This window comes from Arenimonas soli (assembly GCF_014643775.1).
GTDB classification, from domain to species: Bacteria; Pseudomonadota; Gammaproteobacteria; order Xanthomonadales; family Xanthomonadaceae; genus Arenimonas; species Arenimonas soli.
Map to the genome: position 1 here is coordinate 1,344,520 of NZ_BMKC01000001.1, position 13,855 is coordinate 1,358,374.

The 13,855-nt window shown below is 68.1% G+C and carries 14 protein-coding genes; 7 read left to right on the top strand and 7 right to left on the bottom strand.

What is annotated here, in order from left to right:
* Positions 1 to 20: 20 nt before the first annotated feature.
* Positions 21 to 1,523, bottom strand: coding sequence for an FAD-binding oxidoreductase (locus IEX13_RS06480; protein ID WP_188662350.1), 1,503 nt, complete (start codon positions 1,521 to 1,523; stop codon positions 21 to 23).
* 132 nt (positions 1,524 to 1,655) lie between these two features.
* On the opposite strand from IEX13_RS06480, the gene IEX13_RS06485 reads away from it, so the two are divergent.
* Genes IEX13_RS06485 through IEX13_RS06500 form a run of 4 tightly spaced genes read left to right on the top strand, consistent with a single transcriptional unit; the run spans position 1,656 to position 3,502 of the window.
* Positions 1,656 to 2,018, top strand: coding sequence for an ArsR/SmtB family transcription factor (locus IEX13_RS06485; protein WP_188662351.1), 363 nt, complete (start codon positions 1,656 to 1,658; stop codon positions 2,016 to 2,018).
* Between the two features lie 35 nt (positions 2,019 to 2,053).
* Positions 2,054 to 2,515: a VOC family protein gene (locus IEX13_RS06490; protein WP_188662352.1), complete on the top strand. Its 462-nt coding sequence runs from the start codon at positions 2,054 to 2,056 to the stop codon at positions 2,513 to 2,515.
* A 1-nt stretch (position 2,516) separates the two neighbouring features.
* A complete protein-coding gene (locus IEX13_RS06495; RefSeq protein ID WP_188662353.1) occupies positions 2,517 to 3,038 on the top strand; it encodes an SRPBCC domain-containing protein in 522 nt (173 codons plus the stop codon).
* Positions 3,035 to 3,502 (top strand): SRPBCC family protein, encoded by a 468-nt coding sequence (locus IEX13_RS06500; RefSeq protein WP_188662354.1) that lies wholly within the window; start codon positions 3,035 to 3,037, stop codon positions 3,500 to 3,502. Before IEX13_RS06495 ends, IEX13_RS06500 begins: the two co-directional genes overlap by 4 nt.
* Before the next feature lie 48 nt (positions 3,503 to 3,550).
* On the opposite strand, the gene IEX13_RS06505 is transcribed toward IEX13_RS06500, so the two are convergent.
* The 4 genes from IEX13_RS06505 to IEX13_RS06520 form a co-directional block, all read right to left on the bottom strand.
* Positions 3,551 to 4,087: a hypothetical protein gene (locus IEX13_RS06505; protein WP_188662355.1), complete on the bottom strand. Its 537-nt coding sequence runs from the start codon at positions 4,085 to 4,087 to the stop codon at positions 3,551 to 3,553.
* Between the two features lie 81 nt (positions 4,088 to 4,168).
* Complete coding sequence (locus tag IEX13_RS06510; RefSeq protein ID WP_188662356.1) at positions 4,169 to 5,428, bottom strand: ferredoxin reductase family protein; 1,260 nt, start codon at positions 5,426 to 5,428, stop codon at positions 4,169 to 4,171.
* A gap of 92 nt (positions 5,429 to 5,520) precedes the next feature.
* On the bottom strand, positions 5,521 to 7,023 hold the full coding sequence (locus tag IEX13_RS06515) for an aldehyde dehydrogenase (protein WP_188662357.1): 1,503 nt from the start codon (positions 7,021 to 7,023) through the stop codon (positions 5,521 to 5,523).
* A gap of 9 nt (positions 7,024 to 7,032) precedes the next feature.
* Entirely contained in the window at positions 7,033 to 7,578 is a 546-nt protein-coding gene (locus IEX13_RS06520) for a cupin domain-containing protein (RefSeq protein ID WP_188662358.1), read from the bottom strand.
* A 106-nt stretch (positions 7,579 to 7,684) separates the two neighbouring features.
* On the opposite strand from IEX13_RS06520, the gene aptA reads away from it, so the two are divergent.
* The 3 genes from aptA to IEX13_RS06535 are packed head-to-tail and all read left to right on the top strand — an operon-like array spanning position 7,685 to position 11,722.
* Positions 7,685 to 9,049 (top strand): omega-aminotransferase AptA, encoded by a 1,365-nt coding sequence (gene aptA, locus IEX13_RS06525; protein WP_188662360.1) that lies wholly within the window; start codon positions 7,685 to 7,687, stop codon positions 9,047 to 9,049.
* Between the two features lie 51 nt (positions 9,050 to 9,100).
* Positions 9,101 to 10,216 carry an alanine dehydrogenase gene (ald, locus tag IEX13_RS06530; RefSeq protein ID WP_188662362.1) on the top strand — a complete coding sequence of 372 codons (1,116 nt, stop codon included), beginning with the start codon at positions 9,101 to 9,103 and terminating at the stop codon, positions 10,214 to 10,216.
* 3 nt (positions 10,217 to 10,219) lie between these two features.
* Positions 10,220 to 11,722, top strand: a complete 1,503-nt coding sequence (locus tag IEX13_RS06535) for a CoA-acylating methylmalonate-semialdehyde dehydrogenase (RefSeq protein ID WP_188662364.1) — start codon at positions 10,220 to 10,222, stop codon at positions 11,720 to 11,722.
* Between the two features lie 20 nt (positions 11,723 to 11,742).
* Here IEX13_RS06535 and msrA read toward each other — a convergent pair whose 3' ends face one another.
* Positions 11,743 to 12,384 (bottom strand): peptide-methionine (S)-S-oxide reductase MsrA, encoded by a 642-nt coding sequence (gene msrA, locus IEX13_RS06540; RefSeq protein WP_188662366.1) that lies wholly within the window; start codon positions 12,382 to 12,384, stop codon positions 11,743 to 11,745.
* The gene (locus tag IEX13_RS06545) at positions 12,374 to 13,837 is read right to left on the bottom strand and encodes a WS/DGAT/MGAT family O-acyltransferase (RefSeq protein WP_188662368.1); all 1,464 of its coding nucleotides are present in this window, start codon (positions 13,835 to 13,837) and stop codon (positions 12,374 to 12,376) included. Before IEX13_RS06545 ends, msrA begins: the two co-directional genes overlap by 11 nt.
* Positions 13,838 to 13,855 lie beyond the last annotated feature (18 nt).

Here is a 13,855-nt window from a genome sequence, read left to right on the forward strand (position 1 = left end):
CCTGGCTGCCCCTGGATTGCTCAGGTCGTTGGCACGACGTTGGCGTTGAGCCGGAACAGGTTGCCCGGATCGTAGCGATTCTTCACCTGCACCAGGCGGGCGTGGTTGCCCTGGTAGTTGCGGTCGACCACGTGGGCGGATTCCTGGTCCACTTCGTTCGCATACCAGCCGTCGGTGAATGGCTCGAACCGCGTCCATTGCTCCCGGATGTAGGCGACGTGCTGGTCCGGCGATTCCGCCAGCGGCCACTCGACGAAGAACAGCATGTTGGCGAGGGATTTGCGCTGCGCGAACGCCGTGGCGTCAACCGGCACCCGGCCGATGGCACCGCCGGAGTGCTGGAACAGCAGCATGGTGCCGCGTTCGACGAAACCTTCGAAATTCTCGGCGATGACGTCGACCAGGGCCTCGGGGAATTCATTGATGAACCCCGATTTCAGGTACTCGGCGTGGTTACGCGGATCGGCGTTGTCGTGCGAGCGCTGGATGGCGACGTAATCCCGCCGCTGGATGCCGTCCTGCACCGGCGTACCGGCCTTGTACAGCGGCGCAAGCACCTTCTCGGCCTGCGCTTCCGGGCCGGAATAGCAGGCGTGCAGCGCCACGATGCCGTCCGGGCTGCCGACCGGCGAGCGCGCGAAGAGGTCCAGGTACAGCTCGTCCGGCGCCTGCCGTGAATAGTCCGCATAAAAGCGCACCACATCGCGCAGCTGCGACAGCGGGAACACCAGATCGCCGCCGACGATCGTGCGGGCCATGGGGTGCAGTTGGAACTCGAAGCGTGTGACGACGCCGAAATTGCCGCCGCCACCGCGCACGCCCCAGAACAGGTCCGGGTTGTGGTTCGCGCTGGCGTGCACCAGCTTGCCGTCGGCGGTAACGACGTCGACCGCGGTCACGTTGTCCAGCGCCAGGCCAAACCGCCGCGCCAGGCGACCGAAGCCGCCGCCCAGGGTCAGGCCGCCCACGCCGGTATGCGACACGGTGCCGGCGGTGGTGACCAGGCCCTGCGCCATCGCCTCGCGATCGAGGGAGGCCAGCAGGCTGCCGCCCGCGACGTGGGCCCGGCGGGTGCCGGCATCCACATGGGTGCCGCGCAGCGTGGAGAGGTCGATCTGCAGGCCGCCGTCGCAGGTGGACTTGCCGCCGTAGCTGTGTCCACCGCACTTGACCGCCAACAGCAACTCCCGCTCGCGGGCGAAATCCACGGCGCGCATGACGTCGGCGGCGCCGGTGGGTTGCACCACCAGGGCCGGGTGTTTGTCGATGCTCGGGTTCAGGACGCGCCGCGCCTGTTCGTAGCCCTCGTGGCCCGGCAGCAGCAATCGCCCCTGGAGGCTGTCGCGCAGTTCCTCCAGTTCGGCCTGTTGCAGGGTGAGCTGGCGGCCGGTGCGACTCGCGGCATCGACGGACCCACCAACTTGCGCCAGTGTCTGCACGGCCTGCGCCAGCGCCGTGGACGAGGGCAGCGCGGCCACGGCCGCGGCACCCAAAGCAGTCTGCATGAAACGACGTCTTTGCATGACTCTCTCCCCGCCTCGGGCTCTGTTTATCGGTGGAACGCGCAAGGGGACCTGTCCCGGCCGTCGACGGCTTGCTTGACGGGGACGACTGACCAGGTTTATATAACCACTTGGTTATTTATAGACAGCCCCATGGCCGACCCCCTCAGCGCCACCTTCGCCGCACTCGCCGATCCGACCCGGCGCGCCATCCTGGCGCGGCTGATCGAAAGCGACTGTTCCGTCACCGAGCTGGCGGAGCCTTTCGCGATGAGCCAGCCGGCCGTGTCCAAGCACCTGAAGGTGCTCGAACGTGCCGGCCTGGTCAGCCGGGGCCGCGAGGCCCAGTGGCGGCCCTGCCGGATCGACGCCGGCCCGCTCAAGGACGCCACCGACTGGCTCGAGCCCTACCGCCGCCTGTGGGAAGCACGCTTCGACCGCCTCGACGCCTACCTGGCCGAGTTGCAGGCGCAGTCCCCGGCGCCCAAACCGCCCCGTCCCCGCAAGTCCCGCTGACCCCAACCCCGCCACCCCCTCCCCAGGAGCCCGATATGGCCATCACCGCACTGCACCCCTACCTCAGCTTCCAAGGCACCTGCGAAGAAGCCTTCGCCCACTACGCCAAGGTGCTCGGCGCGAGGAACACCGGCATCTTCCGCTACGGCGAAGCGCCGCCGGAGCCCGACGACAAATCGCACTCGTCTCCCGAAGGCTGCAACCCGAACCTGCCGCCGGGCTTCGACGACAAAGTGATGAACACCTGCCTGGTGCTCGGTGACCTGATGCTGATGGGAAGCGACTGCCCGCCAGCCATGTGGCGCGAAGGCGGCAACATGACCGTCTCCCTGCAGGTCAGCGACGAAGCCGAGGCCGAACGCCTGTTCGCCGGCCTGATGGAAGGCAGCAGCGACATCCAGATGCCGATGGGCGAAACTTTCTGGGCCAAACGCTTCGGCATGGGCGTGGATCGTTTCGGCACGCCCTGGATGGTCAACTGCAGCCGGGAGGGCTGACATGGCGCGCACGACCCTGCAAGCCGACCTGGCCGAGCGCCAGGTCATCCTGACCCGCGACTTCAAGGCGCCGCGCGAGCTCGTTTTCCGCGCCTTCACCGATTCGGCGGCGCTGGCGCGCTGGTGGGGACCGCATGGCTTCCAGACCGAAATCGTCGAAAACCAGGCGCGCGCCGGCGGCAGCTACCACTTCGTGATGCGCGACGCCGAAGGCAATGCCTATCCGGTGCAGGGGAAATACACCGAGGTGACGCCGCCCTCGCGCCTGGTGATGACCGACGACTGCAGCTGCATGCCGCCGGAGTGGCTGGAAAAGTACGCCGCCGAGGAAATCGCCCGCGGCGAAACCATCCTCAACACCAGCGTCACGACCTTCGAGGACCTGGGCGACGGCCGCACCCGCATGCGCATGCAGATCACCTGCACCAGCAACCGCCTGCGCGACGGCCTGGTCGAGGCCGGCATGAACGACGGCTGGGGCGAGAGCTTCGAGAAGCTCGACGCCGTGCTGGAAACGCCATGAGCGCGAGCGCCCTTGCCCCGGTCGAGGAAGGCCGGGACGAACTGGTCATCGTCCGCGAGTTCCGCGCCCCGCGGGCCCTGGTGTTCAAGGCCTGGACCGACGCGGCCATGCTGCCGCGCTGGTTCTGTCCGGAGGGCTGCGACCTGCCTTTCCAGCGTTTCGACCCGCGGGTCGGCGGCAGCTACCGGGTCTGCCTGCGTGGCCGCGAGAGTGGCACCGAGTGGTGGATGCAGGGCGAGTTCCTGGAGATCGAACCCAACGAGCGCATCGTCTTCACCCATGTCTGGGACGATGTCACGCGACGGCCGGACAAGGACTCGGTTGTGACGGTGACCTTGTCCGATACGGCCGATGGCACCCGGATGCACTTCCACCAGCAGCGCTTCGTGTCCGAATTCGAACGCGACGACCATCGTGGCGGATGGAGTAGTTGCTTCAATCGTCTGGACCAGCTGCTGGGTTGAAAAGTGGCCTGCTCCCGGCTCACGCCCTGGTGTGACCTGAGCCACAGCTCATGGTGAGCGCGGCGTCCAGGCCGGAGGTTTCTGTCCCATTTTCAGCACGTGCTTGCGGAAGACGATGGCGCCGCTGACAAGCGCGTCGGTCTTGACGAAGGCGATGGGAAGGCCGGGTTCGGCGTTGAGCACCACCTCCGCTTGCAGACCGGCAGCCTTGAGCATGCGTGCAGTCTCGCGCGCCGACGCATCCGGGTCATCCACGACGAACCCCAGCGCACCGCCGGGTTGGCCCAGCGCGCCGATTATCTGTGGACGCGGATAATTGATGATCGTGCCGTTACTGAAGACCGTGCGGTCGACCTCCTGCGAATCGATGCGGAAGCGCGGCCGATGCCCGTGCTGCTTCATCAGCTGCTCCAGCGCCACGAGCGCCTCGGGCGAGCTGGCCGAAAACACGTGGTAATCCCGGTCGGGGAACGGCAGCGGGTTCCGGTCGGTGACCAGGGCGACCACCATGGCGATGAGCACCAGCATGCCAAGGGCCACAAGGTAGACCACGAGGGTTGGAACGGCGGTTGTCCGGCTGAACATGGCTGGCTCCTGCTGGCTGCCTGCAAGCACACAACGCGCGACAGGCCTCGCCCCGGCCATGCCCGGCCCATGGCCGCCAACTCAGCGGAATTCGAACTTTTCGTGGTGAAGGCGCGATTCCGGTATGCCCTGGCGCGCCATGGCGGCACGCACTATCGCGAGCAGGCCGGCCGGTCCGCAGAAACTCACCGACACGTTCTCGGCACCGACCTGAGCCACGAGCCAGGCAAAGCGGTCCTCGAACACGGCCGAACGCGGGCCGTCGGCCACGTCCACCCAGTCCGCGCCACGACGACGGGCATCGGCCGCGATCTCGGCGACGCCCGGGAAGCCACGTCCCGGGGTCTGGAAGTTGAAGACCGTCACCTTGGCCAGGTCCTGCCTCGAAGGGTCCTGCAACCAGGCTATGAAGGGCGAAAGACCGACGCCGCCGCCAACCCAGACCTCGAAGCCTCCGTGTGGCGGGCGATTGAATCGGCCGAACGGCGCATAGACCTCCGCCCGCATTCCCGGCTCGACGCCAGCCACCAGGCGTTCGGTGTAGTCGCCCAGCGCCCGCACCACGAACTTCACGGGCTGGTCGCCTCCGCTGGCGATCGTGAACGGGTGTGGTTCGCGCAGGCCCGGATGCAGGAAACGCAGGAAGGCGAATTGTCCCGGCTCGAAGGGAATCACGCGTCCGACCGGCACCAGTTCCAGGCGCACGGAATCCACGCCGGCCTCCACCCGCACCAGCCGGTATTCCGCGTGTCCGGACAGGAACGGATACAGCAGCAGCTTGTAGGCTGCGCCCGCCAGCCCCAGCCCCGCGCACAGCACCAGCCAGACACCCGCCGGCGAAGCCAGGGCTATCGGCGACCTGAAGCTCAGCCAGTGCAGCACCACCACGACGAACAGCGGCCCTGACAGCTTGTGCCACCAGCGCCACTGGCCGTAGGGAATCTTGCGGTTGAGCGCAAGCAGCACGATCACCACCAGCGCCACGTAACTGAGCTGGCGCACCAGGCGCGTCCAGTAAGGCGGCAGCGGCAGGATCGCGGCCACGTCCCAGGCCGGCGTCCCGGCCTTGAACACCAGGTGCACCGAGGCCAGCACCAGCGCCCAGACGCCCAGCCACTTGTGCACTTCGTAGACCCGGTCCAGGCCGCCGAACAGGTCTTCGAGCCAGCGCCAGCGCGAGCCCAGCAGCGCCGCCATCGCCATCATCACCAGGGCGGCGACACCGGAGAACAGGCTCAGCGTCGCAGTGCTCGCCCAGGTCGCGGCAGGCAGCGCGGGCAGCAGCACGGCGGCCGACACCCCGGCCAGGGCGGACAGGAAGGGCGCGGTGGTCACTCGCATGCGTACGGACCCAGCGATTGTTCCAAGGGCTACCAGCATGCCCCCGCGGGTGCGGGCGCGGCTTGACCCGCATCAAGCCATGCCAGCTTCGTTCAGGGCTCGAGGTTGATCCAGGTCGCCTTGAGTTCGGTGTACTTGTCGAAGGCGTGCAGCGACTTGTCGCGGCCGTTGCCCGACTGCTTGTAGCCGCCGAAGGGCGCGGTCATGTCGCCGCCGTCCCAGTAGTTCACCCAGACGCTGCCGGCGCGCAGGCGGCGTGCGACGCGGTGGGCGCGGCTGAGGTCGGCAGTGAACACCCCCGCGGCCAGGCCGTAGTCGCTGTCATTCGCAATCGCCAGGGCCTCGGCTTCGTCGTCGAAGGCGATGACGCTCAGCACCGGTCCGAAGATCTCCTCGCGGGCGATGGTGTGCCCGGCGGCCACGTTGTCGAAGATCGTCGGCGCCAGGTAGCAGCCGCCCTCCACCGTGGCCAGCCGGTCGCCGCCGATCACCACCCGGCCCCCTTCTTCGCGGCCCCTGGCGATGTAGTCGAGCACGCGACGGGTCTGGCCTTCGTCCACCATCGCGCCCATCGGCGCGCCGGGGTCGAGCGGATGCCCGGGCTGCATGGCCTGGCCGTGTTTGGCGACCAGGGCGACGAACTCGTCCTTGATGCAACGCTCCACCAGCAGCCGCGAGGCCGCGGTGCAGACCTCGCCCTGGTTGTAGAAGATGCCGCTGGCCGCGGCCTTCGCCGCCTTGTCCAGGTCGGGCGCGTCGGCGAAGACCAGGTTCGGGCTCTTGCCGCCGCATTCGAGGTACACGCGCTTCATGTTCGATTCGCCGGCGCAGACCAGCAGGTGTTTGCCGACGGCCGTCGAACCGGTGAAGACCAGGCCGTCAACGTCCCTGTGCCGGGCCAGTGGCTCGCCGGTGTCCCTGCCGAAACCCGGCAGCACGTTCAGCACGCCCGGCGGCAGGCCGGCTTCCATGGCCAGTTCGGCGAAGCGGATCGCGGTCAGCGGCGATTTTTCCGAAGGCTTGAGCACCACCGAGTTGCCCATCGCCAGCGCCGGCGCCAGCTTCCAGGCCGCCATCAGCAGCGGGAAGTTCCAGGGCACGATGGCGGCGACCACGCCCAGGGGTTCGCGGGTCACCAGGCCCAACTCGTCGGAGCCGGTGCTGGCGATTTCGCCGTAGACCTTGTCGATGGCCTCGCCGGTCCAGGCCAGGCAGCGTGCGGTGGCGGCCATGTCCACGTTCAGGGCGTCGGAGATGGGCTTGCCCATGTCCAGGGTTTCCAGCAGCGCCAGTTCGTCGGCGTGTTCGCGCACCAGCTCGGCCAAGCGCACCAGCACCTTCTTGCGCCAGGACGGCTTGGAATTCGCCCAGTCGCCGGCGTCGAAGGCACGGCGCGCGGCGCGCACGGCGCCGTCGACGTCCGCGGCCTTGCACGAGGCCACCTGTGCCAGCACCCGGCCATCGACCGGGCTGAGGCAATCGAAGGTTTCGCCGGACGCGGCGTCCACGTAGCGGCCGTTGACGAAGGCCTGGCTGCGGATGGCCAGGCGTTTGGCAAGCGCTTCCCAGTCGGCGCGGGTCTTGGGGTCGGTCATGGCGGGCCTTTAGAAAGTGGGGGGCGTGCTGGCGCTGATGATCACGGCGTCATCCTTGCCAACATTGCGGAAACGGTGCGGCTGGCGACATTCGAAATAATAAGCCTCGCCCGGGCCCAGCACCTTGCGCTGGGCACCCACGGTGATCTCCACCTGGCCCCTGACGACCACGCCGCCCTCTTCGCCTTCGTGCTGGATCATGGATTCGCCGGTGTCGCTGCCCGGCGGCATCACTTCGCGCAGCACGCACATGCGGCGGTTGCGCCGGCGGTGGCCGACCAGGAAGTAGTGGATGTCGTTGTTGCCGACGTCGGGCAATTCCGCGGCGGCGTAGAAGGGACCGTCGCCGGCGTCTTCCAGGTCCTGGGTGAAGAAGTCGGCCAGCGAGATCGGGATGCCGTCGAGCACCTTCTTCAGGGAACTGATCGAGGGGCTGACCTTGTTCTGTTCGATCAGGGAGATGGTGGAGTTGGTGACCCCCACCCGCTTGGCCAGTTCACGCTGGCTGAGCCCCTTGCCCTTGCGCACGGCCTGGAGCCGGATGCCGATATCCAATGGATCACCTCGCCGCGGGATTTGCTGAATATTTGACACCCTTTGTAAAGTTTATTCAACGCTGATAGCGTTGCCGGCAGCCCTATACCCTTGCCCGAGCCCCGCCATGCCCGCTTCCGAAACACCCGCCTTCTCCGACCCGCTGGCCGGGGCGACCACGACGCCCGAACACACCGGCGCGTTCTGGATGCCCTTCACCGCCAACCGCCAGTTCAAGAAGACGCCGCGCCTGCTGGCCAGCGCCGAAGGCATGTACTACCGCAGCACCGACGGCCGCGAAATCCTCGACGGCACTGCCGGCCTGTGGTGCGTCAACGCCGGGCACGGGCACCCGCACATCGTGCAGGCGATCCAGAAACAGGCGGCGACACTGGACTTCGCGCCCACGTTCCAGATGGGCCACCCCCTGCCCTTCGTGCTGGCCGAGCGCCTGGCGGCGATCGCGCCGGACCCGCTCAGGCACGTCTTCTACACCAATTCCGGCTCGGAGTCGGTGGACACCGCGCTCAAGATCGCACTGGCCTACCACCGCGTGCGCGGCGAGGGCCAGCGCACCCGCCTGATCGGCCGCGAGAAGGGTTACCACGGCGTCGGCTTCGGCGGCATTTCGGTCGGCGGCATGGTCAACAACCGCAAGTTCTTCGGCGCCATGCTGCCGGGCGTCGACCACCTGCCGCACACCCTGGACATCGCCCGCAACGGCTTCAGCCGCGGCCTGCCGGCGCACGGCGTCGAACTGGCCGACGAACTCGAACGCCTGGTCGCCCTGCACGACGCCAGCACGATCGCCGCCGTGATCATCGAACCGGTGTCGGGCAGCGCCGGCGTGGTGCTGCCGCCGGAGGGTTATCTCAAGCGCATCCGGGACATCTGCACGAAACACGGCATCCTGCTGATCTTCGACGAGGTCATCACCGGCTTCGGCCGCGTGGGCGAGGCCTTCGCCGCCCAGCGCTTCGGCGTGGTGCCCGACATGATCACCACCGCCAAGGGCCTGACCAACGGTTCGGTGCCGATGGGCGCGGTGTTCGCCACCGCGGCCATCCACGACGCCTTCATGCATGGCCCGGAAGGCGCCATCGAACTTTTCCACGGCTACACCTATTCCGGCCACCCCCTGGCCTGCGCCGCGGCGCTGGCCACCCTGGACGTGTACCAGAGCGAAGGCCTGTTCCAGCGGGCCATCGAAATGGCCCCCTACTGGGAGCAGGCCATCCATGCCCTCAAGGGCCTGCCCAACGTCATCGACATCCGCAACGTCGGCCTGGTCGGCGCGGTGGAGCTGGCCGCACGGCCCGAGGGGCCCGGCCAACGGGGCTACGAGGTCTTCAACCGGGCCTTCTTCGAGCAGAACCTGATGGTGCGCTGCACCGGCGACGTCATCGCCCTGTCCCCGCCCCTGATCCTGAACAAGGAACACATAGACCGGATTTTCGACCGGCTGGCGGCTACCATACGCGCCACCGCCTGACCGGCGGACCGTTCCCCCACCAGTTCAGACCCGCCCCGGGAGGGCAGTTTCATGCTTATCGGCGTCCCCAAGGAAATCAAGAACCACGAATACCGCATCGGCCTGACCCCGGCCGGCGTCCGCGAACTGTGCTCCCACGGCCACCAGGTGATGGTGCAGCGCGACGGTGGCAAGGCCATCGGCCTGACCGACGAGATGTACGAAGCCGCCGGCGCCAGCATCGTCGACAGCGCGGCGGCGATCTTCGCCAAGGCCGAGATGATCATCAAGGTCAAGGAACCCCAGCCCGTCGAGTGCGCCATGCTGCGCCCGGGCCAGATCCTCTACACCTACCTGCACCTGGCCCCGGACCCGGACCAGACCGCGGCCCTGGTGAAGTCGGGCTGCACCGCGATCGCCTACGAAACCGTCACCGACCGCAAGGGCGGTCTGCCGCTGCTGGCGCCGATGTCGGAAGTGGCCGGCCGCATGTCCATCCAGGCCGGTGCGCACGCGCTTGAAAAGGCCCAGGGCGGCGCCGGCGTGCTGCTGGGCGGCGTGCCGGGCGTGAAGCCCGCGAACGTGGTGGTGCTGGGCGGTGGCGTCGTCGGCCTCAATGCCGCGCGCATGGCCATGGGCATGAACGCCCGCGTGACCATCCTCGACCGTTCGCTCGACCGCCTCAAGTACATCGACGAACTCTACGGCGACCGCATGAACACCCTGTATTCCACCGTCGACACGGTCGAATACCTGCTGCCGCACACCGACCTGGTGGTCGGCGCGGTGCTGATCCCGGGCGCCGCCGCCCCCAAGCTGATCACCCGCAAGCAGCTGGCGCTGATGAAGCCGGGTTCGGTGCTGGTGGACGTGGCCATCGACCAGGGCGGCTGCTTCGAAACCTCGAAGGCCACCACCCACCAGAACCCGACCTACGAAGTGGACGGCATCATCCACTACTGCGTCGCCAACATGCCCGGCGGCGTCGCCCGCACCTCGACCTTCGCGCTGACCAACGCCACCCTGCCCTACGCGGTGAAGCTGGCGAACAAGGGCGTGCAGGCGATGCTCGACGACGAGCACCTGCTCAACGGCCTGAACGTGCACGCCGGCAAGATCACCTACGAAGCCGTCGCCCGCGACCTGGGTTACGACTACGTGCCGGCCGCCACGGCCCTGAAGGGCTGAGCCATGGCCGACCCTCGCCGCATCCCGCATTTCATCCACGGCCAGCCGCGGGATGGAACGTCGGGGCGGTGGGGCGAGGTCTTCGACCCGGCCACCGGCGCCGTGCAGGCACAGGTGGCCCTGGCCTCGGCCGAGGAAGCGTCGGCCGCGGTGGCCGCCGCGCAGGCGGCTTTCCCGGCCTGGGCGGCCACGCCGCCGCTGGCCCGGGCGCGGGTGCTGTTCCGCTACAAGGCCCTGCTCGAGCAACACGCCGACGAGCTCGCCGCCGCCATCACCGCCGAACACGGCAAGGTGCTGGCCGACGCCCGCGGCGAAGTGACCCGCGGCATCGAAGTGGTGGAGTTCGCCTGCGGCGCGCCGCACCTGCTCAAGGGCGAACATTCCATGGACGTCGGCCGCGACGTCGATTCGTGGTCCGAACACGCGCCGCTGGGCGTGGTCGCCGGCATCACGCCGTTCAACTTCCCGTGCATGGTGCCGATGTGGATGTTCCCGGTGGCCCTGGCCTGCGGCAACAGCTTCGTGCTCAAGCCCAGCGAACGCGACCCGACGGCGCCGATGATCCTGGCCAGGCTGCTGAAGGAAGCCGGCCTGCCCGACGGCGTGTTCAACGTCGTGCACGGCGACAAGACCGCGGTGGACGCACTGCTCGACGACCCGCGCGTGCAGGCCATCAGCTTCGTCGGATCGACGCCGATCGCCGAATACATCTATGCCCGCGGCAGCGCCAACGGCAAGCGGGTGCAGGCCCTGGGCGGCGCCAAGAACCACATGGTGGTTCTGCCCGACGCCGACCTCGACCAGGCCGCGGCGGCCCTGCTGGGCGCGGCCTATGGGTCGGCCGGTGAACGCTGCATGGCGATCTCGGTGGCGGTGTGCGTCGGCGACGCCACCGCCGACGCCCTGATTTCCCGCCTCAAACCCATGGTCGAAGGCCTGCGCATCGGCCCGGGCCACCAGGGCGAACCGGACATGGGCCCGCTGGTCACCGCCGCCCATCGCGACAGGGTGCGCGGCTACGTGGACGCCGGCGTCGCCGAAGGCGCCACGCTGGTGGTGGACGGCCGCGGCCTGGAGGTCGACGGCGCGCCGGACGGGTTTTTCCTGGGCGGCTGCCTGTTCGACCAGGTCACGCCGGCCATGCGCATCTACCGCGAGGAAATCTTCGGGCCGGTGTTGTGCGTGCTGCGCGTGACCGATTTTGAGGCCGCGCTGGCGCTGGTCAATGCGCATGAATACGGCAACGGTACCGCGGTGTTCACCCGCGACGGCGACGCCGCGCGCCAATTCGCGCACCGGGTGCAGGCCGGCATGGTCGGCATCAACGTGCCGATCCCGGTGCCCATGGCCTTCCACAGTTTCGGCGGCTGGAAGCGCAGCCTGTTCGGCCCGCTGCACATGCACGGCCCGGACGGGGTGCGTTTCTACACGCGGCTAAAGACGATCACCGCGCGCTGGCCGACCGGGGTGCGCGACCCCGAGTTCGTCATGCCCACGATGAAATAGGCCGCCCTGAAGCAGGGGTGTCAGCCGCGAATCTTTTCGCCAAGCCCGTCGGCAAAATACCGTCGCAGCTTCTCCACCTTCGGCGTCGACACGTACTGGATGTAAGGCTGCCCGGGATTGCGCGCCGCGTAGTCGTGGTGGTGGCTTTCGGCCACGAAGAAGGTGTCCATGTCCTCGATGGTGGTCGCGATCGGCGCGGCGTAGATGCCCGCCTGCTCGAGCTGCGCGAGGTAGGCGCCGGCGACATAACGCTGGTCGGCGTCGAGCGGGAAGATCGCCGAGCGGTACTGCGGGCCGACGTCGTTGCCCTGCCGGTCCTTCTGGGTCGGGTCGTGCGCCACCGCCATGAACACCTTCAGCAACTGGCCGAAGCTGATGCGCGCGGGCTCGTAGCGGATGCGGATGGCTTCGGCGTGGCGGGTGCGGCCACTGCACACTGCTTCGTAGTTGGCCGTGTCGGCACTGCCGCCGGCATACCCCGGCAGCACCTCGGTGACCCCCGCCAGCTGGCGATACACCGCCTCGGTGCACCAGAAGCAGCCGCCGGCCAGCACGACTTCGCCGCGGTCGTCGGCGGTGGCGATGTCCTGGGCAGGGTCGGGCACCTCGGAAGGCGGGACACGCAGGCCCTGGCCGGGAATGTCGCAGGATTCATTCGCCATGCGTGGTGTCCTGCAGCAGGGCTTCGGCGGCCTCGGCACAGAACTCGCCCTCCCAGCGCGCCATCAGCGCCAGGTAAAGCAGCTTCTCGAACTCCGGGCGGAACCGGCGGATCACCGAGTCCGGGTCGGGCATCAGCTTGGCGTCGGCGATCAGTCCGAAATGCACGGCGCCGTTGTAGCTCAGGATGGAAATGCCCAGCCCTATCGAACCGTTTTGCGGCACCCAGAACATCAGGTCGCGGATCTTGCTGCCGCCCAGGTACAGGGGCATCTGCGGCCCGGGCACGTTGGTCGCCACCGCCGAGGCCTTGCGGCTGAACATCTCCAGCGCGAAGGACTGCACCGCGGGTGGCGCCATGCCCACCGCCGCCAGGGCGCCGAAGGTGGCCACGGCCTGGCGCGACTTGCGCAGCAGCTTCATGGATGCGGCCACGCGCTCGAGCCGGCGCATCGGGTTGGCTTCGCCCACGGGCAGGTCCAGGAAAACCAGCCCGAAGTGGTTGCCCAGCTGCTTGGCATGCTCCAGCGGCCGCAGGTTCACCGGTACGGTGGCGCGGATGGTGATGCCCTCGAGCTGCTCGCCGCGTTCGATCATGTAGCTGCGCAGGGCGCCGGTGGCCGACGCCAGCAGGATGTCGTTGACCGTGCAGCGCAGGGCGCGGCTGACCGACTTCACTTCCTCCAGCGCCAGCGGTTCGGCCCAGGCGACGCGCTTGCTGACGCCCAGGCGGCCCTTGAGCACGGTGTCGGGGTCGTCGGAAAGCGACAGCGCCAGGCCGATTTCCCGGGCGATGTCCACGCCTTCGCTGGCCAGCACCGCGGCCAGCGACGGGTCGCGATAAAAATCCATGCCCTTCTCGAGCATCTTGTTGCCCAGCTGTACGTAGCGGTCGATGGCGCCCACGCGCTTGGCCACGGGGGCGTGTTCTTCCTTCTTCAGCCAGCGCCGGGCCAGCGACTTCTTGCGCTTGTCGTCCTCGCCCATTTCGGTCAGCGACAACAGCACCTGCACCAGGGCGATGCCATCGGCGTAACAGTGGTGGATGCGCGAGATCAGCGCCGAACCGCCGTCGTAGCGTTCGACCAGATGGAACTGCCAGAGCGGCTTGGACTTGTCGAGCGGCGTCGAGGCCAGCTGGCTGGTCAGGCGCTCGAGTTCGCGCTTGCCGCCCTTGCCGGGCAGCGCGGTCAGCCGGATGTGCCAGTCGAGGTCGAAATCGGTGTCGTCCTGCCAGAACGCGCCCGTGGGCCCGTCCACGGCTTTTTGCCGGAAGCGCGGGTAGGCCAGGAACTTGGTCTCGATCACCTTGCGCAGGGTGCGGATGTCGAGGTGGGACTCGAACATCATCACGCCGGTGATCATCATCAGGTTGGTGGCGCGCTCCATGCGCAGCCAGGCGGTGTCCACCCGGGACATCGGCGTCTTCTTACCCTTGCTGCGCGCCACGGCCATGTTTCCTCCCCGGTTCCG

Excerpts from the sequence above, each read along its gene's own strand:
- IEX13_RS06480 (WP_188662350.1), bottom strand. The coding sequence starts at position 1,523 with ATGCAAAGACGTCGTTTCATGCAGACTGCTTTGGGTGCCGCGGCCGTG.
- IEX13_RS06485 (WP_188662351.1), top strand. The coding sequence starts at position 1,656 with ATGGCCGACCCCCTCAGCGCCACCTTCGCCGCACTCGCCGATCCGACC.
- IEX13_RS06490 (WP_188662352.1), top strand. The coding sequence starts at position 2,054 with ATGGCCATCACCGCACTGCACCCCTACCTCAGCTTCCAAGGCACCTGC.
- IEX13_RS06495 (WP_188662353.1), top strand. The coding sequence starts at position 2,517 with ATGGCGCGCACGACCCTGCAAGCCGACCTGGCCGAGCGCCAGGTCATC.
- IEX13_RS06500 (WP_188662354.1), top strand. The coding sequence starts at position 3,035 with ATGAGCGCGAGCGCCCTTGCCCCGGTCGAGGAAGGCCGGGACGAACTG.
- IEX13_RS06505 (WP_188662355.1), bottom strand. The coding sequence starts at position 4,087 with ATGTTCAGCCGGACAACCGCCGTTCCAACCCTCGTGGTCTACCTTGTG.
- IEX13_RS06510 (WP_188662356.1), bottom strand. The coding sequence starts at position 5,428 with ATGCGAGTGACCACCGCGCCCTTCCTGTCCGCCCTGGCCGGGGTGTCG.
- IEX13_RS06515 (WP_188662357.1), bottom strand. The coding sequence starts at position 7,023 with ATGACCGACCCCAAGACCCGCGCCGACTGGGAAGCGCTTGCCAAACGC.
- aptA (WP_188662360.1), top strand. The coding sequence starts at position 7,685 with ATGCCCGCTTCCGAAACACCCGCCTTCTCCGACCCGCTGGCCGGGGCG.
- ald (WP_188662362.1), top strand. The coding sequence starts at position 9,101 with ATGCTTATCGGCGTCCCCAAGGAAATCAAGAACCACGAATACCGCATC.
- IEX13_RS06535 (WP_188662364.1), top strand. The coding sequence starts at position 10,220 with ATGGCCGACCCTCGCCGCATCCCGCATTTCATCCACGGCCAGCCGCGG.
- msrA (WP_188662366.1), bottom strand. The coding sequence starts at position 12,384 with ATGGCGAATGAATCCTGCGACATTCCCGGCCAGGGCCTGCGTGTCCCG.
- IEX13_RS06545 (WP_188662368.1), bottom strand. The coding sequence starts at position 13,837 with ATGGCCGTGGCGCGCAGCAAGGGTAAGAAGACGCCGATGTCCCGGGTG.